A 26,473-nucleotide genomic window follows, 5' to 3' on the forward strand; every position below is an offset into this window, starting at 1 on the left:
GGCCCTCGTGTCCGGTCAGACGCGGCCGGGCGCACCCCACACGCGGGTGCGCAGCGGCAGTCCGGAGTCGCCCGAGTCCGGGGTCCGCACGGCGAGGACCTGGTTGACGCCGATGCGGTTGTGCTCGAAGGCGAGCGCGGAGGCGGCCATGTACAGGCGCCAGACCCGCGCACGGCCCGGGGTGACGAGCCCCGTGGCCGCCGCCCAGCCGGACTCCAGGTTGGCCACCCAGCGGCGCAGGGTGAGCGCGTAGTGCTCGCGGATCGACTCCACGTCGCGCACCTCGAACCCGGCGCGCTCCAGCTGGGTGACGGTGGTGCCGAGGGGGGCCAGTTCACCGTCGGGGAAGACGTAGGCGTCGATGAACTCGTCCACGCTGTAGGCGGACTCGTCCCGTTCGGGGCGCCGCGCGATCTGGTGGTTGAGCAGCCGCCCGCCGGGCCTGAGCAGCCGGAACAGGTCACCGGCGTACTCCAGGTAGCGCTCGGCGCCGACGTGCTCGGCCATGCCGATGGAGGAGACGGCGTCGTACGGCCCGTCCGCGACGTCCCGGTAGTCCTGGACCCGGATCTCCACCCGGTCGGTGAGCCCCTCCTCGGCGACGCGCTTGCGGGCGTAGGCGGCCTGTTCCTGGGAGAGCGTGACGCCGACGACGCTCACGCCGTGCTCGCGGGCCGCGTGGATCGCCATGGAGCCCCAGCCGCAGCCGACGTCCAGAAGGCGCTGACCGGGACTCAGGCCGAGCTTGCGGCAGACCAGTTCGAGCTTGTCGCGCTGGGCGTCCTCCAGGGTGCCGCCCGCGCTCCCGGGGGTCTGCCAGTAGGCGCAGGAGTACACCATGGAGGGGCCGAGGACGAGGGCGTAGAAGTCGTTGCCGACGTCGTAGTGGTGGCTGATGGCGCGTCTGTCGGTGCGCCTGGTGTGCAGGTGGCCGCGGGGGCGGCGGACCTCCTCCGGGGGCGGGGCGGGCGGCAGCGGCGGCCCGGCGAGCCTCACCAGCCCGCGTACGGCGGCCCGGACCTCGGGGTCGCGCAGCGCCTCGACGAGGCCGCGGGCGTCCTCACCGCGTTCCCAGAGGAGGCCGGCCACCGCGTCCAGGGCGGCGTACAGGTCGCCGTCGACGTCGAGGTCGCCGGCCACCCAGGCGCGGGCCAGGCCCAGTTCGCCCGGCTTGAACAGCAGGCGGCGCAGGGCCCGGCGATGGCGGACGACGACGGTGGGCGCGCCCGGCGGTCCCGCCTGCGAACCGTCCCAGGCGCGGACGCGCACCGGGAGGGGTGCTCCCAGCAACTGTTCGAAGAGGCTCTGCAGCCGCAGCGCGGCGTCAGCCATGGCGTACCTCCGTGACGAGCGATCCCGGAATGTTCCTCACCACGTAAACACCTGGGAGCCCGCCGCACAGTCCCCGGCGCGCGTCACGACTCGGCAAAATACTTGTACACACCACGAATTCTGTCGTCCGGCCGGCGCAGCGCGAAGGGGCCGCCCGCACCACGGATGGCGGGCGGCCCCTTCGGGGTACTACGGGTGCGCTGGAGGGGAGGTCAGGAGGCCTTGGCCTTCTCCCCGGACTTCTGCGGCTGCGCGGCCGGCTCGGCGGCCTTGGGCGCGGCGGCCGGGGCCGGCTTGGCGGCCTCGTAGAACTCCTCGCGCGGGGTCTCCATCGCGCCGAGGGAGACGACCTCGCGCTTGAGGAACATGCCGAGCGTCCAGTCCGCGAAGACGCGGATCTTCCGGTTGAAGGTCGGCATCGCGAGACCGTGGTAGCCGCGGTGCATGTACCAGGCGAGACGTCCCTTGAGCTTGATCTTCATCTTGCCCATGACGATCATCGCGACGCCCTTGTGGAGGCCGAGGCCCGCCACCGCGCCCTTGTTGGCGTGGCTGTAGTCCTTCTGCGGGAAGCCCCGCATGCCGGAGATCACGTTGTCGCCGAGGACCTTGGCCTGGCGCAGCGCGTGCTGGGCGTTCGGCGGGCACCAGGCGTTCTCGTTGCCCGCCTTGCGGCCGACGAGGTCCGGCACCTGGGCGTTGTCGCCCGCGGCCCAGATGTAGTCGGTGCCCTTGACCTGGAGGGTCGGCTCGCAGTCGACGTGACCGCGGGGACCCAGCGGCAGGCCGAAGCGGGACAGGGCCGGGTTCGGCTTGACGCCGGCCGTCCACACGATGGTGCTGGAGTCGACCTCCAGGCCGTTCTTCAGCACGACGTGGCCGTCGACGCAGGAGTCCATGGAGGTGGACAGGTAGACCTCGACGCCGCGGCCCTCGAGGTGCTCCTTGCCGTACTGGCCGAGCTTGGGGCCGACCTCGGGGAGGATCTTGTCGGCGGCGTCCACGAGGATGAAGCGCATGTCCTCGCGGGAGACGTTCTTGTAGTACTTGGCCGCGTCGCGGGCCATGTCCTCGACCTCACCGATGGTCTCCGCGCCGGCGAAACCGCCGCCGATGAAGACGAAGGTGAGCGCCTTGCGGCGGATCTCCTCGTCGGTGGTGGAGTCGGCCTTGTCGAGCTGCTCCAGGACGTGGTTGCGCAGTCCGATGGACTCCTCGATGCCCTTCATGCCGATGCCCTGTTCGGCGAGGCCGGGGATCGGGAAGGTGCGGGAGACCGCGCCCATGGCGATGACCAGGTAGTCGAACGGCAGCTCGTACGCCTCGCCCACCAGCGGGGCGATCGTGGCGACCTTGCGGTCCTGGTCGATGGTGGTGACCCGGCCGGTGAGGACCTCCGCCTTGGGAAGCACGCGCCTGAGGGGGACGACGACGTGCCGCGGGGAGATGTTGCCGGCGGCGGCTTCGGGGAGGAAGGGCTGGTAGGTCATGTACGACCGCGGGTCGACGACGGTGACGGTCGCCTCGCCGTAACGCATCTTCTTCTGGATGCGTCGAGCTGCGTACAGGCCTACGTACCCACCGCCTACTACGAGGATCCTGGGACGCTCCGTGGTGCTCATGCCATCGAGTATCCACCCGTCTCAGGGGGGTCGTTCGTGCGCCCCTTCACAAGCTTCGGTGAAGGCTGTGCTACCATCCGCCGCCCACGTGACGGAGATCATGGCGGGGGAAGGAACCAGCGTGTAGTGCACCCCGTTGTCAATGCCGCGTGAGCTGCCCGTCCGCACCTGAGGGGACGGTGGACCACCCCCTCCCGGCGACCCGACGGCACCCCTCGCACACACGGTCCTGAACGCGTTCAAAGGGCTGTTGAACCCCCAAAAGGGTCAACCGACGCGCTTTCGCCGTCCGACCGGGCCCAATTCCTTGTGAAGAACTTCACGAACTTTCCCGACACCACGTCGCCGAGAGGCCCGCGAGGCCCCCCGGCGACCGCTCAATCGTCGTCCGTCCTGCTCAGGGAGCGAGCACGGACCCCCTACGCCACCGACCACGCGATGCCGTCGAGGATGTCGTGCTCGCTCACGACGACCTCCCGCGCGCCCGTCCGCTCCATGATCGCCAGAAGGACGAGCGCACCCGCTCCGATGACGTCGACGCGGCCCGGATGCATGGACGGGACCGCCGCGCGCTCGGCGTGGGTGGAGCGCAGCAGCCACGCGGTGATCTCCCCGACCCGGTCCCGGGAGACCCGGGAGTGGTGGATGGCGGCGGAGTCGTACTCGGGCAGCTCCTGCGCGATGGCGGAGAGCGTCGTCACCGAACCGGCCAGCCCCACCAGCGTGCGCGCCTCGCGCAGCGGCACCGTCTCCTCGGCGAGGTCCAGGGCCGCCTCGATGTCCGCCCGCATCGCCGCGACCTGCGCCTCGGTCGGCGGGTCGGTCACCGTGCCGTCGTGGACCAGGTGCCGCTCGGTCATCCGGACGCAGCCGACGTCCACGGAACGGGCGGCACGCACACGGTCGTCGCCGACGACGAACTCGGTCGAGCCGCCGCCGATGTCCACGACCAGGTAGGGCCTGTCGAGGTGGTCGCGGCCGGCCAGCTCCCGGGTGGCGCCGGTGAAGGAGAACTCCGCCTCCTGGTCCCCCGTGATGACCTCCGGCTCCACGCCGAGGATGTCCAGCACGCCGCGCACGAAGTCGTCCCGGTTCTCCGCGTCCCGGGAGGCGGAGGTCGCCACGAAGCGCAGCCGCTCCGCGCCGTGCTCCTTGATCACCCCGGCGTACTCGCGGCACGCGGCGAAGGTCCGCTCCAGCGCCTCGGACGCCAGCCGCCCGGTGCGGTCGACGCCCTGACCGAGCCGCACGATGGTCATGCGGCGGTCCAGGTCGGTCAGCTCACCGGTCGCCGGGTCGACGTCGGCGACCAGCAGCCGGATGGAGTTCGTACCGCAGTCGATGGCGGCGACACGGGTCACTTGTCGTCCTCCCCACAGGTCCCGTCGACCGTCACGCACGGCCCCTTGCGCCACCACTCGGGCAGCATCGCGATGGCCTCGTCGCCCAGCGGGTTCACGCCCGGCCCGGCCGCGAGGGAGTGGCCGACCAGCACGTGCAGGCACTTGACCCGGTCGGGCATGCCGCCCGCGCTCGGGAACCCGGTCAGCTCCTCGATCTCGTCGCGGCGCCGGATGTAGTCCTCGTGCGCGGCCCGGTAGGCGGCGGCCAGCTCGGGGTCGGTGGCGAGGCGCTCGGTCATCTCCTTCATCACGCCGTTCGCCTCCAGCGTGCCGATCGCGGAGGCCGCCCGCGGGCACGTCAGGTAGTACAGCGTGGGGAAGGGCGTGCCGTCGGGCAGCCGCGGTGCCGTCTCCACGACGTCCGGCTGGCCGCAGGGGCAGCGGTGCGCGATGGCGCGCAAACCGCGCGGAGGACGCCCGAGCTGCTGCTTGAAGGCCGCCACGTCCGCGTCGGTGGGCTCGGTGCGCGGGGTGGTCGGCGGGGGAGTCTGCATGACTGTCTTCTGCTGGTCTTCCTGTTGAGTCACGGCCGGCGCGGTCGGTTCACGGCCGGCTTGCGGCGGCGTCGGCCTTGTCGATCCCGTCCCAGACGTTGCGGTACCAGGGGCGGTCGGCGGCACCGGCCTCGGCGCGGGCCTGCTTGGCGGCGTCCGGGTCGACGACGACGAACCCCGTCTCCCCCGGCATCACGTAGTGCAGCCGCAGCCGGACCTGCTGCTCGGCGTAGGCGTCGTCCTGCCAGCGCGCCTTGAGGTCGCGCAGCTCCTCGACCCGGCTCCGGGTCTCGCGCTGCTCCCGCTGGAGATCGGCGACCTCCGCCCGCTGGGCGACGTACTGCCGTATCGGATAGGCGAGCGCCACGACCAGCGAGCAGAGCACCATCGCGAGCAGCGCGGCCCGGCCGGTCAGCCGGGAGCGGCGGGCCTGGCGCTTGGTCTGCGAACGGTAGACCCGGGCCGCGGTCTGCTCCCCGATGATCCGGATCCTGGTCGCGGTGGAGAAACGGTCCCGGTCCTTCACCGCCATGTCCCCGCCTCCCCTGCACCCTCGTGCGTCGCCCTACGTGCGTACGTCCCCGCACACGGTACGGGACCGAGTACGGGGACGTACGTACGACGCCGCCTCTTACGGGGCGGGTCAGCCCTTGAAGCGGGGGAACGCGCTGCGGCCGGCGTACACCGCGGCGTCGTCGAGGATCTCCTCGATGCGCAGCAGCTGGTTGTACTTGGCGACGCGCTCGGAGCGGGCCGGGGCACCGGTCTTGATCTGGCCGCAGTTGGTGGCGACGGCCAGGTCGGCGATGGTGACGTCCTCGGTCTCGCCGGAGCGGTGGGACATCATGCACTTGAAGCCGTTGCGCTGGGCCAGCTCGACGGCGTCCAGGGTCTCGGTCAGCGAGCCGATCTGGTTCACCTTGACGAGCAGGGCGTTGGCCGAGTTCTCCTCGATGCCGCGGGCCAGGCGCTCCGGGTTGGTGACGAACAGGTCGTCGCCGACGAGCTGCACCTTGTCGCCGAGCTGGGCGGTGATGGTGTTCCAGCCGTCCCAGTCGTCCTCGAACAGCGGGTCCTCGATGGAGACCAGCGGGTACGCCTCGACCAGCTCGGCGTAGTACTCGGTCATCTCGGCGGCGGTGCGGTTCTTGCCCTCGAAGGCGTAGGAGCCGTCCTTGTAGAACTCGGACGCGGCGACGTCGAGCGCCAGGGCGATCTGCTCGCCGGGGGTGTAGCCGGCCTCCTTGATCGCCTCGAGGATCAGGTCGAGGGCCTCGCGGTTGGAGCCGAGGTTCGGGGCGAAGCCGCCCTCGTCGCCGAGGCCGGTGGCCAGGCCCTTGTTCTTCAGGACCTTCTTCAGCGTGTGGTAGACCTCGGCGCCCCAGCGCAGGGCCTCGGAGAAGGACTCCGCGCCGATCGGGGCGATCATGAACTCCTGGATGTCCACGTTGGAGTCGGCGTGCGAGCCGCCGTTCAGGATGTTCATCATCGGCACCGGCAGCAGGTGCGCGTTGGGGCCGCCCAGGTAGCGGAAGAGCGGCAGGTCGCTGGCCTCGGACGCGGCGTGGGCGACGGCGAGGGAGACGCCGAGGATGGCGTTGGCGCCCAGCGAGCCCTTGTTGTCGGTGGCGTCCAGGTCGAACATGGCCTGGTCGATCAGGCGCTGCTCGGTGGCGTCGTAGCCGACCAGCTCCGGGCCGATCTGCTCGATGACGGCCAGGACGGCCTTCTCGACGCCCTTGCCCAGGTAACGGGCCGGGTCGCCGTCACGGAGTTCGATGGCCTCGAAGGCGCCGGTGGAGGCGCCGGAGGGAACGGCGGCACGACCCGTGCTGCCGTCGTCGAGGCCGACCTCGACCTCGACCGTGGGGTTGCCTCGGGAGTCCAGGATTTCCCGGGCTACGACGACGTCGATGGACGGCACGAGCATCTCCTTCTTCAATGTGACGCTTCGGTGTGACGCGCGGGTCCACAGGACCGCAGCGGCTCTGCGGGACCGAGCCTAACCGGCTCCGGGCGATCGGCCAGCCGATCGCCCACCCGCTGGACAGAACCGAGAGTAAATTGTTTCCGAACGGAACAAAGACGTTTCCGGAAACACCCGCGGTCCCGGGGAGGGCGGTGCGGGCGGGACGGGGGCGTGAAAAACCCGTCCCGGCGCGTACGGGGGAACACGCGCCGGGACGGGAGCAGGCGGGGCCGCTTACTTCAGGTGCAGCTGCTGGCCCGGGTAGATCAGGTCGGCCTCGTCGACGATGTCGTCGTTCAGCTTGAACAGCTTCGCCCAGCCGCCCTTGACGTCGTGCTCCTCGGCGATCGAGCTGAGGGTGTCGCCCTTGACGACCTTGTACTCGCCGTCGCCCTTCTCGACCTTCTTGCCGGTCGGGGTGGTGACGGTCTTCTTCTCGGCCGGCTTCTCGGCGGCCGGGCGCTCCTCGGAGCGGGAGGCCTTCTGCTCGGTGGAGCGGTCGGCGGTGGAGCCGCTGCTCTGGCTCTCGGAGCTGCCGGAGCCCTGCGCGGAACCGCTGTCCTGGCTCTCGGTGGAGCCGCCACCGGTGTACGCGGCGCCCGACAGGCCGGTGCCGCAGACCGGCCAGGCACCCTTGCCCTGGCCCGCGAGCACCTTCTCGGCGATCTCGATCTGCTGCGACTTGCTCGCCTGGTCGGCGGTCGCGGCGTACTGCGTACCGCCGTAGCCGGCCCAGGTGGAGGCGGAGAACTGCAGACCGCCGTAGTAACCGTTGCCGGTGTTGATGGACCAGTTGCCGCCGGACTCGCACTGGGCGACGGCGTCCCACTCGGAGGCGGTGGCGGCGGAGGCGTTGCCGGCCGCCATCAGCGGGGCGGCGACGGCGGCACCGGTGACACCGGCGACGGCGATGACTCGGGTGGCCTTGGACGGGCGACGGTGCTTGCCCTTGCCGGAAAACAGCATGGTTGATCCCCTCACCGACGCCTGCGAGGTGAGCTGTCGGGTTCGGGCCGGTTGAGTTGCCCGGCCGGGTTCCTCGCGGAACTCGGCTCCACCCCTAGCCGCTCCGGCTCGACTGCCCGGTGCGGCACTTACCTTGGGTCCCCCGCTCCTGCCTGCGGCGCTTGACGCGACGACTGTTCCCGGACGGCCGCTGGCAGGATTCGGCGTTGCGGCAGCCGGGGCCCGCGATGGCGAGCGACCATGACCGTAGACACGCGCTCGCCGGATTTTCAAAGACGATCACGGCTTCTGAGAGCTATGTCTCACGTGATCCAAATCGGACATAGGCCCCGAACCGTGACGTGAACTCCCCCTACTTTTGGCCCGATTCGCACCCGACCGTGAGCGTCTGACCGGGCAGGATGTGGTCCGGGTCGGCGCCGACGACCTCCTCGTTGCCGACGTACAGCGAGCGCCACCCGCCGTCGAGCTCAAGGGAGTCGGCGATGCCCCAGAGACTGTCGCCGGAACGGACGGTGTACGAGCCGTCGACGACCTCTCGCGCCTCACCCTCACCGCGCGAGGCGTGCCGCCCCGACGCGTCGGACCCGCGGCCCTCCTCGGCGCGGTCGCCGCGGTGCTTGCCGGCGCCGGACCCCGCGGTGTCGGTGAGGGCCGAAGAGCCCGCACGCTGGCCCGCCTTGTCCGTTTCGTCATCCTTGGTGGTGGCTGTGGACGACCTGTCGGACTCCTGCGGGTCGGCAGTCGCGGAGGGGCTGGTTCCGGGCGTTGTGTCGGCCTTGGCCGTTTCGTCCGGTTCGGCCGACGGGGAGTCAGGCGCGGCCGGGGGCGGGGACGAAGGCGAGACCCCGGAGGCCCGCTCGGACTCGTCGGACGAGCCGGACGACCCGGTACCGGACGCCGCGGTCGACCGGGGCGCCGTCGGCGTCCCCGCATCGTCCGACCCCTGCGCCGAACCCTCCTCCGCCGCACCCGTACCGCCGGCCGGCGAACCCGAGTCGTTGCCCAGGCCCGCGAGCAGACCACAGGTCGGCCAGGCGGCGATGCCCTGGTCCGCACGCAACTTCTCGGCGATTCTTATCTGCTGGGAGCGGCTGGCCTGATCGGCGCTCGACGCGTACTCCAGGCCGCCGTACTGCTCCCAGACGTCCTGGGACAGCTGCAGCCCGCCGTAGTAGCCGTTGCCGCTGCTCTGGCTCCAGGCGCCGCCGGTCTCGCACTCGGCGACCCGGTCCCAGTTCGCCCCGTCGGCCGCGTGCGCGCCGGTGGCGCCGAGAAGCGGGATCGCGATGGCGGAGCCCGTCACTCCGGCGGCGACGACCAGGGCGGGTGCCTGGCGGGGGCGGCGGTGACGACCGTTCCCGGAGAGCATGCGACGACCTTTCACGAGACAGCGGGGATCGCGCGGCCGTGAGACTGGGGGCCACGTTGATCCGTGAACGTATAGGCAGATGATCGCTTGTCACAAGTTCATGCCGCGCAGATCACGTGAAGATCACAAAGTTGAGCGCGTGTCACTTTTGCGAAGGCGACGCAACGCTCCCGTTCTTCGGCGCGACCGGTGTGAACGACACGGGCAGGGTGCGCAGACCTCGCATGATGAGCCCGCCGCGCCAGCGCAGTTCGGCCGGGTCGGCGGCCAGGCTCAGGTCCGGCAGGCGGGTCAGGAGCGTGGCGAGCGCGGTCTGCCCCTCCAGCCGGGCGAGCGGGGCGCCCAGGCAGTAGTGGATGCCGTGGCCGTACCCGAGGTGCTGACTGTCCCGGCGGGAGAGGTCCAGGGTGTCCGGGTCCGTGAACCGCTCCGGGTCCCGGTCGGCGGCGGCGAGGACGACGAGGACGGGGTCGCCCGCCGCGATGTCCTGCCCGCCGATGGTGAGCGGCCGGGTGGCGAAGCGCCACGTGGCCAGCTCCACCGGGCCGTCGTACCGCAGCAGTTCCTCCACCCCGGTCTCCAGCAGGGCGCGTTCGCCGTCGGCCAGGGACGACTGGAGACGGGCCCGCTGCTCCGGGTGCGTGAGCAGGGCGTACGTGCCGTTGCCCACCAGGTTCACGGTGGTCTCGAATCCCGCGAAGAGCAGGATGAAGGCCATGGCCGCGGCCTCGTTCTCGGTGAGGTGCTCGCCGTGGTCGGAGGCGCGGATGAGGCCGGAGATGAGGTCCTCACCGGGTTCGGGCTCGGGTGTCAGCGCCGCGCGCTTGCGGTGGATGAGCTCGGCGAGGTAGCCCCGCATCTTCTTCACCGACCGCGCCACCCCGCCCCGCGGCCCCCCGCCGTGGCGGATCATCATGCCCGCCCAGTCGCGGAAGTCGTCCTGGTCCTCGCGGGGTACGCCGAGCAGGTCGCAGATGGCGTAGATGGGAAGCGGGAAGGCGAACTCGTGGATGAGGTCGGCGCTGCCGGTGGCGGCGAACCGGTCGATGAGCCCGTCGGCGAGCTCCTGCACGCGGGGCGCGAACTCCGCCACCCGGCGCGGGGTGAACGCCTTGCTGACCAGTCGGCGCAGCCGGGTGTGGTCCGGCGGGTCGATGTTCAGCAGATGGGTCATCAGGTCGGCCTTGCGCTCCCCCGGGATGCCGGTCTTGCCCTTGGCGTGCGCGGGCTCGTCGTGGTGCGCCGGGTTCTTGGACAGCCGCGGGTCGGCGAGGGCCTGCTTGGCGTCGGCGTACCGGGTGACCAGCCAGGCCTCCACGCCGCTGGGCAGCCGTGTCCGGTGCACGGGGGAATGCTCGCGCAGCCAGGCGTACGCGGGGTAGGGGTCGCTCGCGAACTCCCAGGTGAACAGCTCGGGGGCGGGGCCTTCGGCGGCACCGGGGGCACGGTGGCCGGGGTGGGACGGCCGGCCGGGGTGGGGCGGGTGGCCGGTCACCCCTCGACCTCCCTGATCGCGTCCCGGTAGGTGCGGGCCGCCGCTCTCAGGGCCGCCTCCGGGTCGGTGCCCTCGGACTCGGCGCGGGCGGCGAGGGCGAGGAGTTCGTAACCCACACCTTCGCCGGTGGGAAGGGGGACGGTGAGGCCCGCCGTGCGGACCCGGGAGGCGAGCTTGGCGGCGAGGGCGAGTCCGGGCTGGCCGAGGGGGACGCCCTCGGTGACCGAGGTGCGCTGCTTCTCGGCGGCCTTGGTGCGCAGCCAGTGCTCCCTGACCTCCTCGGGGGTGGTCGCCGTCTCGTCGCCGAAGACGTGCGGGTGGCGGTGGATCAGTTTGCTGACGATGGTGCCGGCCACGTCGTCCACGGAGAACGGGGCGTCGGGATCCTCCTCGGCGATGCGGGCGTGGAAGACGACCTGGAGGAGGACGTCGCCCAGCTCCTCGCGGAGTTCGTCGCGGTCGCCGTCCTCGATCGCCTCGACCAGCTCGTACGCCTCCTCGATGGCGTACTTGGCCAGGCCCTCGTGGGTCCGCCGGGACGACCAGGGGCATGCGACGCGGATGCGGTCCATGACCTGCACGAGGTCGAGGAGGCGGGCGCCCGGGAGGTCGTAGGAGGCGGGGAGCAGCTCCAGGTCGGGCATGGTCAGGCGGCCGGAGCCGGCGAGGCGGGCCAGTCCGTCGGTGAGCGCGGGGTCGCCCTCACCGGTCGCCACGACCACCACGGTCCGGCCGCCGACGCAGGCCGCGACCAGCTCCTCGGCGGTCGGGGCCCCCTCGTCGACCCGTATGCCCGCCTCGCGCAGGTAGGGGAGCTGCGGGTGCGCCGCGTCGGCGCACAGCACGCGGTCGGCGGTGCGCAGGGCCTGCCAGGCGGGCCAGGACAGCAGGCCGGGGGCCACGCGATGGCTCGTGGTGAGCAGGACGATGCGGCCGGGGTCGGGGGCGGTGCCGGGAGCGGCGTCGGCGCTGATTGCGTTCACGATCAGAAACGTAACGCACGCGGCTGACGGCGCCCTGAGTTGTCCACAGGGGCTGTCCGCACGGGGTGCCCGCGCCGGATCTCCGCCGGGTGGCCGCCCGGGACCGTCCGTCGGTGGGCAGGCCCCGCGCAGGACCGTTACGCCGTCTGCTGGGCGCGCTGTGCCGTGATCTCCCGCAGCCACGGCGTCTTCGCGTCGACGCGGCTGCTCTTCTGGACGTCCCAGTCGCCGTAGCGCGGATTGAGGTCGACGTCGAGCTTGGCCGAGGCCTTGGACAGGGCCTGCCAGAACTCGGGACGGCTGGTGTCGGTGCCGAGGCTCTCGGCGAGCTTCTGGGCCTCCAGCTGGAGACGGAGGTTCTCGTCGAGGCGCTCGGGGGCGACACCGTACTGCTGGAGCCAGACCGTCTCCAGCTCCTTGGCGCCGCCGGCCTGCTCCTCCAGTCCGCCGCGCATCTTCTGCACCTCACTGCGGCTGACGGTCACCCCCGCGTCCTGGGCGGCGCGGTGCAGGACCCGGTCCAGGACCATGCTGTGCAGGGTGTCGCGGGTGAGGGTGCCGGTGCGGGCGACGACCTGCTGGTACTGGGTGTCGTCCGGGACGGCGGCCCGCTGCGCCTCGCGCACCTCGTCGACGCGGTTCTCCAGCTGGGCGACGGTGATCCGCTGGTCGCCCACGACGGCCGCCGCTCCCGGATGCGCGTCGTTGCCGCAGGCGGTGAGCAGGGGCGCCGCGGCGGCGATCGCGGCGGTGAGCAGGAGCGCGGTGCGACGGCGGCGGTGCAAGGAAGCCTCCCGTTGGAGATTGTGCGACGGTGCACAAAGTCTTGCGATGATCGATGGTAGGCAGTGGCCCGGCTCTGGCCAACCCATTCGACCAACGATTCACCGGGACTTCGGGCACCGCCGCGCCGTCCGCGCGGTCCACCGGGGAGGGCGCGCGGTCGTCAGCCGCGTACCTGGCCGAGCCACTGGAGGGTGCGCCGGACCTCGGCCGCCACCGGATGGCCGGGGCCGTGCAGGCGCTCCACGTCGTGCAGCAGCCGCACCAGCGTCTCGTGGGCGGCGGCGCGGTCGCCGAGGGCGAGCAGCAGGTGGCCGATGCGGCGGCGGACGTCGTGGGCGAGGTCGGGGTCGCCCGCGACGTACTGGTTCTCGTAGTACGGCAGCAGGGCGCGGTACTCGGCGAGGGCCGCGGCCGGTTCGCCGAGCTGCTCCAGGCACTGGGCGGCGTCGTAGCGGTGGCGCAGGGACTGCGGGTCGGCCTGGCCGGCCTCGGCGGCGCGTTCGTCGGCGAGGCGGCGCAGCTCGGGCAGGGCGCGCCGGTACTGGCCGTCGTCCAGGAGGGTGGCCGCGTACTGCTTGCGCAGGGTGCGCACGACCGGAGAGCGCTCGCCGTGCTGTGCGGCGGCGACGGGCAGGATCGCGCCGAGGATGTCGACGGCCTGGGTGATGCGGCCCTCGCCGAGGAGGCGTTTGACGTCGTCGACGGCTCGGGCGACGTCCGGCTTCTCGGCCTCGGCGACGGGTGGGACGGGTGTCGGCTGCGGTGCGGGGGTGCGGGCCCGGTCCGGCCAGGGGGCGTGCGGGCGTACGAAGGGGCGGGTGGGGTCGAGGGGCCCGCCGGTGGGCATGGAGCGCGCGGGCAGCAGCAGTGCCAGGTGCTCGTAGACCTCCTGGGCGGAGGCGGGGCGGTGCTGCGGGTCCTTGGCGAGCAGGCGCAAGACCAGGGCCTCGAGCGCCTCGGGGACCTCGGGGCGGAGGCGGCGTACGGGCAGCGGGGGCTCGTACAGGTGCCGGTGGAGGACGCCGAGGGCGGTGGAGCCGGCGAACGGGACGTCTCCGCTGAGCAGTTCGTGCAGGAGGACGCCGAGTGCGTAGAGGTCGGTGTAGGGGCCGACGGCACCGCCCATCGCCTGCTCGGGCGCCATGTAGGCGGGCGAGCCTATGGGGGTGCCGGTGTGGGTGAGGCGAGTGGTGTCGGCGTCCATGACGGAGGCGACGCCGAGGTCGAGGACGGTGACGGTGCCGTCCTGCTTCACCATCACGTTGCGGGGCTTGAGGTCGCGGTGGACGATCGGCACGGCGTGCACCGCGCTCAGGACGGCGCACAGCTGCGCGGCCACGGCGACCGCCCACTGCCAGGGGTAGGGGTCGTGTTCGGCGAGGTGGTCGGAGAGGTCGGCGCCGTCGACGTACTGCATGACGAGGAACAGCTCCTCGCCCTCGCTGCCGGCGTCGTGCACGGTGACGAGGCCGGGGTGGTCGACCTGGGCGGTCACCCGGCACTCGCGCACGAACCGGCGGCGCAGTTCCTCGGCCTCCTGGCCGGCCACCTTGTCGGGGCGCAGCAGCTTCACCGCCACGCGCCGGTCGAGCCGTCGGTCGTAGGCCGTCCAGACCTGGCCCATGCCGCCCTGTCCGATGAGCGTGGACAGTTCGTACCGGTCGGCGACGACGCGTCCCGCCGCCACGGTCACCTGGCGTGCTCCTGGCCGCCGTTGCCGCTGCCGTTGCCGTCGTGTTTGCGGAGGTAGTCGCTCAGCTCGTCGAGTTCGGCGCGGACCTGGTCGATGCGGGCGGGCTGGGGGGTGCGCGGGGGCGCCGGGGGCGGGGTGGGCGTCTGCGGCTGCGGGGCCCGGTACGGGGGCGGGGGCTGCTGCGGGGCCGCCTGCGGGGGTACGGGGGTGTAGGGGTACGCGGGCTGCGGGTGTCCGTATCCGGTGGCCGGGGACCCGGGCGGCGGGTAACCGGTGTGGAGGGGCGCCTGGTGGTGCCGGATGTCCGCGTAGAGGAAGTAACCGGCGCACGCGCAGGCGTTGAGCAACAGGATGACCATGCCCGTGGTGCCCTTCGGCGTGCTGAAGTCGTCCGTGTTGTCCGTGGCGAGCAGGCTGAAGCTGATCACCAGGACGACGGCCGACGCGCCGAAGGCCCACCAGTCGCGCGGTCTGCGGGAGACGATGGCCGCGTAGAGGGTCGATATCCAGGCGAGGAACCCGAGGCTCAGCAGGGGGAGCGCCACGAAGAAGACGCGCAGCAGGACCAGCACCGCGGTGTGGGGGCGGCGCTGCGGCGGTGGCGGCACAAAGCCCTGGCCGTGCATGACTTCTCCTGAAGGCCTGACGAGGCGGACACACCGGAAGGTCCCGTGTGGGGACGAGCGTATAGGCCGACACGGACAAGCGGTCCCGGGTTGTACCGAACCGTTGTCGTGCTGGTCACTTCCCGTGCCCGGGCCGTCGGACGGGTCGTCCGTGGGGCCGTGGATCAAGGCCGTCGGACGGGCTTTCGGTGGGCCATCGACCGGGTGGTCGCCGGGCAGTTGCCGGGCAGACCGTCAGTCCGGGGCCACCGAGCCGTCCGTGAGCCCGTCGTACATGCCCCGTACGAGCTGGTCGCCGAGGCGGCCCGCGCGTTTGAGGGCCCGGTCGAACTCGTCGAGGGCGCGGAAACGGGCGCCGTAGCGGTGCTGGGCGTCGAGCGGGAGCCGCGGCAGCTGGAGGCGGCGTACGTCGAGGCGGGTGGCGGTGGAGGCGTAGCTGCTGGCCTGGCGGTTGTTGGCGGTGCCGCGCAGAAAGCCGGCGAGGAACCAGGGGTCGAGCGCGGCCTGGTCGGGGCGCAGGAGGACCAGGTTGCGCCCCAGGGCGGCGCCCGCGGTGGCGTCGTCGACCACGCGCGCGACGGAGCCGCCGCCGAGGACCGGGACGACGACGTCGCCGGGTTCGGTGAGCACGGGTTCCTCGTCGCTCTCCGGGAGGGTGCCGGAGGGGCCGGTGCCGGAGAGGACGTCGTGGTCGGTGAGCACGGGCACGCGCGCGTGGCCGCCGTGGGTGCCGGTGCGCACCACCAGGGCGCCACCGCGGACGAGTTCGCCGACGGTGGTGAGCGGCCAGCGGGGCGCGGGCTGTGCGGGGTCGTGGGCGGGGGCGGGGGTGAGGTCGGCGGCCAGGCGCAGGGTCTCACCGAGGCGTTCGCGTACGTCCGTGAGGCGTCCGGCGCCGTCGGCGGCCGTGGGGGGCGGCAGATGGCGGGCGGGTGAGAGGTCGACGTCGTCGTCGAGGAGGGCGATGACGGGCAGCGAACGGGCCAGGCCGGGCCGTTCGTCGAGACGCCCGGCGCCGTCGAAGTCCCGCCAGGCGTCCAGCACGGCGTCCCGCACGGCCCGCCAGTCGGGGCCGCCCCGTCCCTCGCCGGCGAACTGCCCCACGTCGGCGAGCAGCACCTCGGGCTGCGCGGGCGCCTTGTCGGGCCGGCGCAGCACCCACAGGTGGAGCGCGATGTTGTACGGCGGCGCCGCGCCGACCGGCAGCGCGACCACGGCCCGCAGCGCGCCCCGGCGCAGCAGATCGGCGCGGACGCGGCGGCCGGAGCGGCGGGAGGCGGCGGCGGGCGGCATGAGGAGGACGGCGGTACCGCCGTCCCGCAGGCGGGCGAGGGCGTGCTGCACCCAGGCCAGCTCGGACTCGGTGCGGGCCGGGAAGCCGTACTCCCACCGTGCGTCGTAGGCGAGTTCGTCGTGTCCCCAGTTGCGCTCGTTGAACGGCGGGTGGCACAGGACGGCGTCGGCGCGCAGCTCGGGGAAGGCGTCGGCGCGCAGGGTGTCGCCGGCCGCGGCGCGGATGCCGGCCCGGGTGTGCAGGGCGAGCCGGAGCCCGGTGAGCGCGGCGAGGTCGGGGACGGCGTCCTGGGCGTGCAGTCGCTGGTCGGCCTGTTCCGGCCGGGGAGCCGGGCCGTCCGGCGCGGCGGCGCGCAGGAGGGCACCGGTGCCGCAGGCGGGGTCGAGGACCGTACGGGCGGGGCCGGCGAGGTCCGCCATCAGGCCGGCGAGGTCGGCGGGGGTGAGCGTGTACTGGCGGGGGTTGGCGTCGAGGTGCCGGCCGAGCAGGAACTCGAAGGTCTGCCGGGCTCCGAGTTCGGAGGCCAGTTCCGCGGCGCCTCGGAGGAGGGGGGTCGAGGGGAGGAGGGACGGCCGGACCTCCGTCGGCGCCGACGAGAATCCCGGCGGCGCGAAGGCGGACGGTGACGCGAAGGCGGACGGCAAGGCGGACGCCAAACCCGCCGAGGACAAGGCCGTCGAGAAGGCGTCCCAGGCCGAGCAGTTCAAGGCGTTCGTGGGGAAGAACGGGACCGCCGCGGAGAAGGACGCCGTGTCCCACGTCACCAAGGTGCAGGGCGCCGAGGAGCAGAACGACGTCCTCGACTCGGCCGACGTCTACACCGACTTCACCGGCGGAATCATGGGCGAGGGGACGGGCCCGGCCAACCTCATCGCCTCCGCGTTCGCCGACTGGAAGCAGAGCGAGAACGGTCTCGTCACCGTCTACGACGCCGACGGCGAGCTGCTCGGCAACGGCAACTTCTGACCGCCGGTTCCGGCCGCCGGGCTCCGGCCGCCCGCCCGGCGGCCACGAGCCTCGAAGATCACCGCACACGGCGCGGGGTCGCGGTCGCCGCCGGAACGGGGGGGAGCCGGTCATGCGTCGTCAGGTCACAACGCGTGCCGCATCCACACGTTCGGCTCGACGTACACCGCGTACCCGCGCTCGGGTTCACAGCGCACCGGCACCAGGGCGCCGGGGACCTCGACGTCCCCGGCGGTGTCGAAGGGCAGCCCGGTCCAGCTCCGCCACTGCTCCAGCGAACCGGAGACGGTCATGGAGGCCGGGGCCACGGAGTCGAGGGTGGCGCCGGCCCGGGCGTGGACGCGCAGCCACGGGTCGTGGGGCAGACCGTCGGGACGCAGGCGGCGGGCGTACTCCTCGATGGGGGCGTGCGGTTCGAGGTGCTTGGCGCTGGGGCGGACGGGGGCGACGACCTCACGGAAACCGCGGGCACGGGCGTTGTCCCGCATGGCGGCGAGCATCCGGCCGGAGAGACCCCGCCCTTGCGCGTGCGGGGCGACGGTGACGGAGATGGCGCTGACGGTGTCGGTGGGGTCACCCCGGCGCAGGTCGCCGAAGGCCCAGACGAGCACCTCGCCCCACCCCCGGGCGGGCAGGGTGCCGCGCCCTTCGCGGTGCAGGGCGAACGGCACGCTGTGGCCGTGGGCGACGACCTCACCGTGCTCGTCCTCGGCGAACTGCACGTACTCCGGCAGTTCGGCGGCGATGCGCGGGTAATGGGCGTTGCCCGACAGGTCCTCCACGGCGAAGGCGGGCCAGCTGTCGGCCATGGCGCGGACCCGGTCCACCATCTCCGGGCGCTCGGCGAGGCTCGATATCTTCAGCTCCATGCGGTCACCGTAGCCAGGACGGCCGACGCCCCGGAAACGGATTTCGGCACGGCCGACGGCCCGAAATCAGCGTTCACCGACCCCCCGGCTCCCCCGCGTCAACCGCCGCACTGCCGCACTGCCGCAGCATCGTCTGCCGGTCCGGTGCGGTCACCGCGAGTTCGTACTTGACGGCGACCTGCGCGAACCGCACCGCGTACGCGCACCTGACCGACTTGTTCGGCGGCAGCCAGGACGCCGGGCCGGAATCCCGCTTGGCGGAGTTGGCGCGGCCCTCGACGGGGAGGAGGTTGAGCGGGTCGTTGGCCAGTTGCTCGCGCTTGCTCTCCGCCCACCGCGAGGAACCCATCTGCCAGCTGTAGGACAGGGGCACGACGTGGTCGATCTGGACCTCGCTCGCGTCCTGCTTGCGCCACTCGATGGTGGTGCGGGTGTACGGGTCGTCCAGCGTCATGGCGACGACCACGCAGTCGGAGCCGGAGCGGAAGCGCAGGTCCTGGCCATCGCGTTTCAGCAGGTCGTTCCGCGTGTCACAACCGTTCCTCGCCAGCGGTACGCCCTCCACCGAGTCCATCCACGCGTACCCGAACTCGTCGCGGTCGTAGCCCGTCCGGGGGCCGCGTCCCTTGGTGCGCAGGCCGTCGATGAGGTCCCGGGCCGCCGCCTTCTGGGCGTCGCCCGTGATCGGGGCGAGGCCGGGTTCGGTTCCGTCCGGGTTGCGCAGGGGGCTGACGGCCCGTCCCGCCGCCGGTGCCTCGGCGCCGCCACCGGGCGGCGAGGACCCCTCACCACCCGGGCCCTCGCAACCGGTGACCAGCGCCACGGCGAGGACCGCGACCGCGGCCCCTCCGGTACGGATCCTGCTGTGCCGCGTCATGCGTGCCCTCCCCTTGCCGTTCGCCGTACCACCGTAGCGACGGAGAGGTCCAGACCATAGAGGTCCTAAATGGCCCTTAGCGGGCATATGGGCTATATCTGTCGTACGGTCGACTGTGAGTCACGTCCCGGAAGGAGCTCTGCATGGGCATCCTCGACAAGATGAAGAGCATGGCCGGCAAGGACAAGGACAGGTCCAGGAAGATGTCCGACGCCGCCGAGCAGCAGGTCAACCAGAGGACCGGTGGCAAGCACAAGAAGCAGGTCGACTCCGCGCAGCAGCAGGCCGAGGGCAAACTCGGCTTCGGGCGCGAGCAGGGTGGCCCCGATCAGCGGTAGAGCACTTCCGCGCCGCGCACACACCGAAGCCGTCCACGGGACCTGTCCCCGTGGACGGCTTCGGGCGTGACGGCTTCGCGCGGGGACGGTGTCCCGGGCGGGAGACCGCGACCCGCCGGTCCGGCGGCTGACTACGACCCGAGGATCGAGGTCAGGAACTCCCCCACCCAGCCCAGCAACTCGCGTCCGACCAGCGGCTTGCCGCCCACCTTCGCGGTCTTCGGACGCGGCACGAGGACCTGGCGGGCGCCCGCCTTGATGACGCTGCCGGGGTAGAGCCGCTTCAGCCTCAGCTCCTGAGACTCGCGCAACTCCACCGGCGCGAACCGGATGTTGTTGCCCTGGAGCACGATCTCACCGACGGCGCACGCCCGCGCGAGCATGCGCAGCCCCGCCACCAGGAGCAGGTTCTCCACCGGTTCCGGCAGCTTGCCGTAGCGGTCGACGAGTTCCTCGCGTACGGCCTTGACGTCCTCCTCGCTGTTGGCGGAGGCGATGGACCGGTACGCCTGGAGCCGCAGCCGCTCGCCGGGGGCGTAGTCGTGCGGGACGTGCGCGTCGACCGGCAGCTCGATCTTGACCTCCAGCGGCGGCTCCTCCTCCACACCGCCCTCCAGGGAGGCGCGGTAGTCGGCGACGGCCTCGCCGACCATCCGCACGTACAGGTCGAAGCCGACGCCCGCGATGTGGCCGGACTGCTCGCCGCCGAGCAGGTTGCCGGCGCCGCGGATCTCCAGGTCCTTCATCGCCACGTACATGCCCGCGCCCATCTCGGTGTGCTGGGCGATGGTGGCGAGCCGCTCGTGCGCGGTCTCGGTCAGCGGCTTCTCCGGCGGGTAGAGGAAGTAGGCGTAGCCGCGCTCGCGGCCTCGGCCGACCCGGCCGCGCAGCTGGTGGAGCTGGCTGAGGCCGAAGTTGTCGCCGCGCTCGACGATGAGGGTGTTGGCGTTGGAGATGTCGATGCCGGACTCGACGATGGTCGTGGAGACCAGGACGTCGAACTTCTTCTCCCAGAAGTCGACGACGACCTGTTCCAGCGCCTGCTCGGACATCTGGCCGTGGGCGGTGGCGATGCGCGCCTCGGGCACGATCTCGCGCAGCTTGGCCGCCGCGCGGTCGATGGACTCGACGCGGTTGTGGATGTAGAAGACCTGTCCCTCGCGCAGCAGCTCGCGGCGGATGGCGGCGCCGATCTGCCGGTGCTCGTAGGGGCCGACGAAGGTCAGCACCGGATGGCGCTCCTCCGGCGGGGTGGTGATCGTCGACATCTCGCGGATACCGGTGACCGCCATCTCCAGGGTGCGCGGGATGGGGGTGGCGGACATGGTGAGCACGTCGACGTTGGCGCGGAGCTTCTTCAGCTGCTCCTTGTGCTCGACGCCGAAGCGCTGCTCCTCGTCGACGATGACCAGGCCCAGGTCCTTGAACTTCGTCTCGGAGGAGAAGAGCCGGTGGGTGCCGATGACGAGGTCCACCGAGCCCTCGCGGAGCCCTTCCAGGGTCGCCTTCGCCTCGGTGTCGCTCTGGAAGCGGGACAGCGCCCTCACGTTCACCGGGAACTGCGCGTACCGCTCGCTGAACGTGCCGAAGTGCTGCTGCACCAGCAGGGTCGTCGGGACGAGGACGGCGACCTGCTTGCCGTCCTGGACGGCCTTGAAGGCGGCGCGGACCGCGATCTCCGTCTTGCCGTAGCCGACGTCGCCGCAGATCAGGCGGTCCATGGGGACGGTCTTCTCCATGTCCTCCTTGACCTCGGCGATGGTGGTGAGCTGGTCCGGGGTCTCCGCGTACGGGAAGGCGTCCTCCAGCTCGCGCTGCCAGGGGGTGTCCGCACCGAAGGCGTGCCCCGGTGCCGCCATGCGGGCGCTGTAGAGCTTGATCAGGTCGGCGGCGATCTCCTTGACCGCCTTCTTCGCACGGGCCTTGGTCTTGGTCCAGTCCGCTCCGCCGAGGCGGTGCAGGGTGGGCGCCTCGCCGCCGACGTACTTGGTGATCTGCTCCAGCTGGTCGGTGGGGATGTACAACCGGTCACCGGGCTGGCCGCGCTTGGCGGGGGCGTACTCCACCACCAGGTACTCGCGGGTGGCGCCCTGCACGGTGCGCTGGACCATCTCGATGTAGCGGCCCACGCCGTGCTGCTCGTGGACGATGTGGTCGCCCGCCTCCAGGGTGAGCGGGTCGATGGTCTTGCGGCGCCGGGCCGGCATCCGGGCACCCTCGCGGCCCGCGGCCTTCTGGCCGGTCAGGTCGGTCTCGGTGAGGACGGCGAGCTTGAGCGCCCGGTCGACGAAGCCGTGGTCGACCGAGCCGCAGGAGACGTGCACGACGGAGGGGCCGAGGGTCGTGAGGTCGCTGTCGAGCCGGGCCGGGATGCCTTCGCCGCCGAGGACCTCGACGGTGCGGGCGGCCGGGCCGTGGCCCTCGGTGAGGTAGACCGCGCGCCAGCCGTCGGCGAGCCAGCCCTTGGTGTCGGCCAGCGCCTTCGCGGTGTCCCCGCGGTAGGTCTCGGGGGCGTGCATGCCGAGCTTGAGGGTGTCGGCGTCCTCCAGCGCGTCGTCGGCGGCGAAGGGCGAGACGGACCACCACATCATGTCCAGCTCGCGGGCCCGCTCCCGGACGTCCGCGATGGACCACAGCGAGGCCGCGTCCACGTCGATCGGCGCCTCGCCCCCGCCCGCGGTGGCCGCCCAGGAGGCCTGGAGGAACTCCTGGCTGGTGGCCACCAGGTCGGCGGCCCGCGTGCGCACCCGCTCGGGGTCGCAGACCACGGCCATCGCGCCCTTGGGCAGCACGTCGAGCAGCAGTTCCATGTCGTCGACGAGGACCGGGGCCAGGGACTCCATGCCCTCGACGGCGATGCCCTCGGCGATCTTGCCGAGCAGCTCGCCCAGCTCGGGGTGGGCCTCGGCGAGGACGCGGGCCCGCTCGCGCACGTCGTCGGTGAGCAGCAGCTCGCGGCAGGGCGGGGCCCACAGGCCGTGCTCGGCGACCTCCAGGGAGCGCTGGTCGGCGACCTTGAAGTAGCGGATCTCCTCGACGTCGTCACCCCAGAACTCCACGCGCAGCGGGTGTTCCTCGGTGGGCGGGAAGACGTCGAGGATGCCGCCGCGCACGGCGAACTCGCCGCGCTTCTCCACCAGCTCCACGCGCGCGTACGCCGCGGCCGCCAGGGCCTGGACGATCTCCTCCAGGTCGGCGCTCTGTCCGGAGCGCAGCGCCACCGGCTCCAGGTCGCCGAGGCCCTTGACCTGCGGCTGGAGCACGGAGCGCACGGGGGCGACGACGACCGAGACCGGTCCGGTCTCGGGGTCGTCGGCGCGGGGGTGGGCGAGGCGGCGCAGGACGGCCAGGCGGCGGCCGACGGTGTCGCTGCGCGGGCTGAGGCGCTCGTGCGGGAGGGTCTCCCAGGAGGGGTACTCCACGACCCCCTCCGGCGGCAGCAGAGAACGCAGGGCCGCCGCCAGGTCCTCCGCCTCACGTCCCGTCGCCGTCACCGCCAGCACGGGGCGGCTGGTCTCGCGGGCCAGCGCGGCGACCGAGAAGGCGCGGGCGGCGGGCGGGCCGACCAGGTCGACGTGCATGCGGTTGCCGTCTGCGGCCGCCGAGATCGCTTCCGCGAGGGCGGTGTCCTTGACGACGGCGTCGAGCAGACCGTGCAGGCTCATGGAGGGGGTGCTTCCGTCCTGGGGTGTAGTCCGTGGGGTCCGGGGTGCCCGGGACACCGCGATTGTCTCTGGATTGTCCCGGTGATACCGGTTGTTCCGCGGTGTCCGTGGGTTCCGTGGGTTCCGTCTGAAAATGTGCAACGCGAGTAACCCGGCGGGGTGAGGGCCGGGGGTCTCCAGCGTACGACGCCGGGCGGACCGGCGCCGGGGCCTGTGGACGACGCCCGGCGCCGCGTCGTCCGGCGTGCGCGGACCGTCCCCGCACGAAAGCGCCCGGCGCCGGAGTCCTCAGGACTTCCGGCGCCGGGCGCGCGCCCCCGCAACCCCCGTGTGCGGCGGCTTTCGGTCGCTACTCCGTCGCGATGGCGTTCAGGACGTTCATCCGGCCCGCGCGGAAGGCCGGGACGAGCGCCGCGAACAGGCCCACGAAGGCCGATCCGACGAAGACGCCGATGATCGTCGGCCAGGGGATGTCGAGGACGTTCAGTCCCTCCAGGGCGAGCAGCTTCTGCGCCGTGGCGCCCCAGCCCATGCCCAGCCCCAGGCCCAGCAGGGCGCCGAAGAGGGCGATGACGACGGACTCCATGCGGATCATCCGGCGCAGCTGGCGGCGGGAGAGGCCGATCGCCCGCATGAGGCCGATCTCGCGGGTCCGCTCGACCACCGACAGGGCCAGCGTGTTCACCACTCCGAGGACGGCGACGATGATCGCCAGGGCGAGCAGGCCGTAGACCATGTTCAGCAGCTGGCCGATCTGGTCCTTCAGCTCCTGCTTGTAGTCGGTCTGGTCGGCCACCTGGTACTGCGGGTAGGGGGCCATCGACTTCTTCAGCGCCGCGTACGCCTGCTCCGCCTGGCCGTCCGCGGCCTTGGCGAACATGATCGTGTTCGGCGGGACGCTGTCGGCCGGCAGGTACTTCCGCATCGTCTCGATGCTGATGTACCGCGCGCCCTGGTCGATGGCCACGTCGTCGGACGTGATCGCGGCGACCTTCAGCTCGGCGGTCTCGCCGCCCTTGAAGGCGACGGAGATCGTGTCGCCGACGTGCACGTCGTGCTCGGTCGCGTAGTCCGAGCCGACCGACATCGCGTCGGCGCCGTAGGCGGCGGTCAGCTCACCCTCGGTCGTCGCGCGGTTCACGTCCTCGGCGTAGGTCGGGTCGGCGGCCGTGATGCCCTCGTCGTCCTTCTTGCCGTCGGGCGAGGTCAGGGTGGCGTCGACCATCTTGTAGCGGGTGACGTGGTCCAGGCCGGGCGTCTCCCGCATCGCCTTCTCGGCCTGCGGCACGATCCGCTGGCTGCCCTGGACGATGAAGTCCGCGCCGACCGTCTTGTCCAGCTCGCTGGTGGCCGAGGCGACCATGGAGGAGCCGACCACCGACAGGCAGGCCACCAGCGCGAGGCCGATCATCAGGGCGGCGCCCGTGGCCCCGGTGCGGCGCGGGTTGCGCAGGGCGTTGCGCTCGGCCAGGCGGCCCACCGGACCGAAGGCCCGCAGCAGCACCACGCTGATCGCCCGGACCACGATGCCGGCCAGCAGCGGCCCGATGACGACGAAGCCGATGAGGGACAGCACGATGCCCGCGCCGAGCATCAGCGAACCCTCGCTCGCCTTGTCGGCTCCGGCGGCCGCGAGCAGGGCGGCGGCACCGGCACCGGTGAGGACCAGGCCGATCAGACCGCGTATCCAGCCGGCCTTGCCGTCGGCGGGCGTACCGGCGTCGCGCAGGGCGGCCATCGGGGAGATCTTGCCGGCGCGGCGGGCGGGCAGGTAGGCGGCCAGGACGGTGACGACGATGCCGAGGACCAGGCCGACCACGGGGGTGGCCGTCTTGACGGTCAGGTCGTCGGTGGACAGGTTCATGCCCGCCGTCGACATCAGCTTCATCAGGCCGACGGCGATCCCGACACCGGCCGCGACGCCGAGGACCGAGCCGACGACGCCGAGGAGCAGCGCCTCGACCAGCACCGAGCGGTTGACCTGGCTCCGGGAGGAGCCGACGGCCCGCATGAGGCCGATCTCGCGGGTGCGCTGGGCGACCAGCATGGAGAAGGTGTTGATGATCAGGAAGATGCCGACCAGGAACGCGATTCCGGCGAAGCCGAGCATCGCGTACTTGATGACGTTCATGAACTCGCCGAGTTCCTTGCGGTTCTCGTCGGAGTTCTCCTTCGCCGTCTGCACCTTGAAGGTGCCGTCCGTGGCCCCGGAGACGCTCTGTTTGAGCCGCGCGTCGGAGACACCGTCCGCGGCGGTGACGTTGAACTGGGTGAACCGGCCGGTGGCGCCGAGCAGTTCGCGCTGGGCGGTGGCCGTGTCGAAGTAGACGACGGCGGCGCCGGGGTTGGTCACCGTGAAGGAGGCGATGCCGACGATCCTCGCCTTGAAGTCGCCGGTCTGCGCGATGGTGCGCAGTTCGTCGCCGAGCTTCAGGTCGTGCTTGTCGGCGGTGTCGGCGTCGACCATGGCCTCGGTCGGCCCGCGGGGGGCGTGCCCGGAGGTGATCTCCATCGACCGCAGGTCGTTCTTCGTCCAGTTGCCGGCGATGGTCGGGGCGCCGCTGGTGGCGCCCACGTTGTCGTTGTCGGCGTCGACGACGGTCACGTTCATGGAGGCGACCGCGCCCTCGGCGGACTCGACGCCCTCGGCCTTGCGGACCTGCTCCAGGGCGGACGCGGGCAGCGCCGCGGGCACGCCGTTCTGCGGGGTCTCCTCGCTCTTGGCGTCCTTCGGCATGACCGTCACGTCCGACGACGTGACCGCGAAGAGCTTGTCGAAGGTGGTGTTCATGGTGTCGGTGAACACCAGGGTGCCGCATACGAACGCCACCGACAGCAGCACGGCCACCGCGGAGAGCGCCATGCGGCCCTTGTGCGCGAAGAAGTTGCGCATCGAGGTCTTGACGACGGTCATGACGTGCGCCCCCGGGCGTCGAAGTCCTTCATGCGGTCGAGGACGGTGTCCGCGGTCGGCTCGTACATCTCGTCCACGATGCGGCCGTCGGCGAGGTACAGGACCCGGTCCGCGTAGCTGGCGGCGACCGGGTCGTGGGTGACCATCACGATGGTCTGCCCCAGTTCGGTGACCGACCGGCGCAGGAAGCCCAGCACCTCGGCGCCGGCGCGCGAGTCGAGGTTTCCGGTCGGTTCGTCACCGAAGATGATCTCGGGCCGCGCGGCCAGTGCCCGCGCCACCGCGACGCGCTGCTGCTGGCCGCCGGAGAGCTGGTTCGGCCGGTGCTTCAGCCGCCCGGCGAGCCCCACGGTCTCGACGACCCGGTCCAGCCACGCGCGGTCGTACTTGCGGCCGGCGATGTCCATGGGCAGCGTGATGTTCTCGATCGCGTTCAGCGTCGGGAGCAGGTTGAAGGCCTGGAAGATGAAGCCGATCCGGTCCCGGCGCAGCTGCGTGAGCTTCTTGTCCTTCAGGCCGGTGATCTCGGTCTCGTCCAGGTAGATCTTCCCGCCGGTGACGGTGTCCAGGCCGGCCAGGCAGTGCATCAGCGTCGACTTGCCGGACCCCGACGGGCCCATGATCGCGGTGAACTGGCCGCGGGCGATGTCCACGTCCACGTGGTCGAGGGCGACGACCCGGGTCTCGCCCGACCCGTAGGCCTTCACGACCTGCCGCGCTCGCGCGGCAACGGCCGTACGCCCTCCAGTGTCCCCGTGCCTGGGAATGGTTACGGCCGATGTCATGTCAAGTCTCCTATGTCGGTCATC

At 72.0% G+C, this 26,473-nt stretch carries 20 protein-coding genes, 1 pseudogene and 1 riboswitch; of the genes and pseudogenes, 2 read left to right on the forward strand and 19 right to left on the reverse strand.

Annotation, left to right across the window (positions count from 1 at the left end):
• Window positions 1-15: 15 nt before the first annotated feature.
• The 14 genes from ACZ6EG_RS28350 to ACZ6EG_RS28415 all read right to left on the reverse strand — a co-directional run bounded on the left by ACZ6EG_RS28350 (window position 16) and on the right by ACZ6EG_RS28415 (window position 16,691).
• Window positions 16-1,332 carry a class I SAM-dependent methyltransferase gene (locus ACZ6EG_RS28350; RefSeq protein ID WP_469608699.1) on the reverse strand — a complete coding sequence of 439 codons (1,317 nt, stop codon included), beginning with the start codon at window positions 1,330-1,332 and terminating at the stop codon, window positions 16-18.
• A 212-nt stretch (window positions 1,333-1,544) separates the two neighbouring features.
• Complete coding sequence (locus tag ACZ6EG_RS28355; protein WP_356608844.1) at window positions 1,545-2,954, reverse strand: NAD(P)/FAD-dependent oxidoreductase; 1,410 nt, start codon at window positions 2,952-2,954, stop codon at window positions 1,545-1,547.
• A gap of 419 nt (window positions 2,955-3,373) precedes the next feature.
• Window positions 3,374-4,315 carry a Ppx/GppA phosphatase family protein gene (locus ACZ6EG_RS28360; RefSeq protein ID WP_391971097.1) on the reverse strand — a complete coding sequence of 314 codons (942 nt, stop codon included), beginning with the start codon at window positions 4,313-4,315 and terminating at the stop codon, window positions 3,374-3,376.
• A complete protein-coding gene (locus ACZ6EG_RS28365; RefSeq protein ID WP_391971096.1) occupies window positions 4,312-4,851 on the reverse strand; it encodes a DUF501 domain-containing protein in 540 nt (179 codons plus the stop codon). The genes ACZ6EG_RS28360 and ACZ6EG_RS28365 overlap by 4 nt, the downstream gene beginning before the upstream one ends.
• Window positions 4,852-4,900: 49 nt before the next feature.
• Window positions 4,901-5,383 (reverse strand): FtsB family cell division protein, encoded by a 483-nt coding sequence (locus ACZ6EG_RS28370; RefSeq protein ID WP_469608704.1) that lies wholly within the window; start codon window positions 5,381-5,383, stop codon window positions 4,901-4,903.
• Between the two features lie 111 nt (window positions 5,384-5,494).
• Window positions 5,495-6,775: a phosphopyruvate hydratase gene (gene eno / locus ACZ6EG_RS28375; protein ID WP_391971094.1), complete on the reverse strand. Its 1,281-nt coding sequence runs from the start codon at window positions 6,773-6,775 to the stop codon at window positions 5,495-5,497.
• A 279-nt stretch (window positions 6,776-7,054) separates the two neighbouring features.
• On the reverse strand, window positions 7,055-7,786 hold the full coding sequence (locus tag ACZ6EG_RS28380; protein WP_391971093.1) for a transglycosylase family protein: 732 nt from the start codon (window positions 7,784-7,786) through the stop codon (window positions 7,055-7,057).
• A 3-nt stretch (window positions 7,787-7,789) separates the two neighbouring features.
• Window positions 7,790-7,956, reverse strand: a riboswitch (cyclic di-AMP (ydaO/yuaA leader).
• A gap of 182 nt (window positions 7,957-8,138) precedes the next feature.
• Window positions 8,139-9,158: a transglycosylase family protein gene (locus tag ACZ6EG_RS28385; protein WP_469608708.1), complete on the reverse strand. Its 1,020-nt coding sequence runs from the start codon at window positions 9,156-9,158 to the stop codon at window positions 8,139-8,141.
• A 142-nt stretch (window positions 9,159-9,300) separates the two neighbouring features.
• Entirely contained in the window at window positions 9,301-10,653 is a 1,353-nt protein-coding gene (locus tag ACZ6EG_RS28390; RefSeq protein WP_469608711.1) for a cytochrome P450 family protein, read from the reverse strand.
• A complete protein-coding gene (locus tag ACZ6EG_RS28395; RefSeq protein WP_391971090.1) occupies window positions 10,650-11,636 on the reverse strand; it encodes a nucleoside triphosphate pyrophosphohydrolase in 987 nt (328 codons plus the stop codon). The genes ACZ6EG_RS28390 and ACZ6EG_RS28395 overlap by 4 nt, the downstream gene beginning before the upstream one ends.
• A 137-nt stretch (window positions 11,637-11,773) precedes the next feature.
• Window positions 11,774-12,421: a SurA N-terminal domain-containing protein gene (locus ACZ6EG_RS28400; RefSeq protein ID WP_391971089.1), complete on the reverse strand. Its 648-nt coding sequence runs from the start codon at window positions 12,419-12,421 to the stop codon at window positions 11,774-11,776.
• A gap of 161 nt (window positions 12,422-12,582) precedes the next feature.
• On the reverse strand, window positions 12,583-14,073 hold the full coding sequence (gene pkaE, locus ACZ6EG_RS28405) for a serine/threonine protein kinase PkaE (protein ID WP_391971158.1): 1,491 nt from the start codon (window positions 14,071-14,073) through the stop codon (window positions 12,583-12,585).
• 38 nt (window positions 14,074-14,111) lie between these two features.
• Window positions 14,112-14,741, reverse strand: coding sequence for a hypothetical protein (locus tag ACZ6EG_RS28410; protein ID WP_391971088.1), 630 nt, complete (start codon window positions 14,739-14,741; stop codon window positions 14,112-14,114).
• Window positions 14,742-14,975: 234 nt separating this feature from the next.
• Complete coding sequence (locus tag ACZ6EG_RS28415) at window positions 14,976-16,691, reverse strand: N-6 DNA methylase (RefSeq protein WP_469608716.1); 1,716 nt, start codon at window positions 16,689-16,691, stop codon at window positions 14,976-14,978.
• Here ACZ6EG_RS28415 and ACZ6EG_RS28420 point away from each other — a divergent pair.
• Window positions 16,597-17,001, forward strand: a pseudogene (locus ACZ6EG_RS28420) (hypothetical protein); the annotation flags it as partial. The gene ACZ6EG_RS28415 and the pseudogene ACZ6EG_RS28420 overlap by 95 nt on opposite strands.
• 125 nt (window positions 17,002-17,126) lie before the next feature.
• Here ACZ6EG_RS28420 and ACZ6EG_RS28425 read toward each other — a convergent pair.
• Window positions 17,127-17,870 (reverse strand): GNAT family N-acetyltransferase, encoded by a 744-nt coding sequence (locus tag ACZ6EG_RS28425; protein ID WP_391971086.1) that lies wholly within the window; start codon window positions 17,868-17,870, stop codon window positions 17,127-17,129.
• Window positions 17,871-17,943: 73 nt separating this feature from the next.
• Window positions 17,944-18,747, reverse strand: coding sequence for an HNH endonuclease family protein (locus ACZ6EG_RS28430; RefSeq protein WP_469608721.1), 804 nt, complete (start codon window positions 18,745-18,747; stop codon window positions 17,944-17,946).
• Between the two features lie 143 nt (window positions 18,748-18,890).
• Here ACZ6EG_RS28430 and ACZ6EG_RS28435 point away from each other — a divergent pair, with 143 nt between their 5' ends.
• Window positions 18,891-19,085, forward strand: a complete 195-nt coding sequence (locus ACZ6EG_RS28435; protein WP_391971084.1) for an antitoxin — start codon at window positions 18,891-18,893, stop codon at window positions 19,083-19,085.
• Window positions 19,086-19,216: 131 nt separating this feature from the next.
• Here the strand turns inward: ACZ6EG_RS28435 and mfd are convergent, their stop codons facing one another.
• The 3 genes from mfd to ACZ6EG_RS28450 all read right to left on the reverse strand — a co-directional run bounded on the left by mfd (window position 19,217) and on the right by ACZ6EG_RS28450 (window position 26,449).
• Entirely contained in the window at window positions 19,217-22,750 is a 3,534-nt protein-coding gene (mfd, locus tag ACZ6EG_RS28440) for a transcription-repair coupling factor (protein ID WP_469608725.1), read from the reverse strand.
• A gap of 349 nt (window positions 22,751-23,099) precedes the next feature.
• Window positions 23,100-25,664, reverse strand: coding sequence for an ABC transporter permease (locus tag ACZ6EG_RS28445; RefSeq protein ID WP_391971082.1), 2,565 nt, complete (start codon window positions 25,662-25,664; stop codon window positions 23,100-23,102).
• Entirely contained in the window at window positions 25,661-26,449 is a 789-nt protein-coding gene (locus ACZ6EG_RS28450) for an ABC transporter ATP-binding protein (protein WP_383647741.1), read from the reverse strand. The genes ACZ6EG_RS28445 and ACZ6EG_RS28450 overlap by 4 nt, the downstream gene beginning before the upstream one ends.
• Window positions 26,450-26,473: the final 24 nt, after the last annotated feature.

The sequence above is a fragment of the Streptomyces sp. NPDC041968 genome (genome assembly GCF_055589025.1).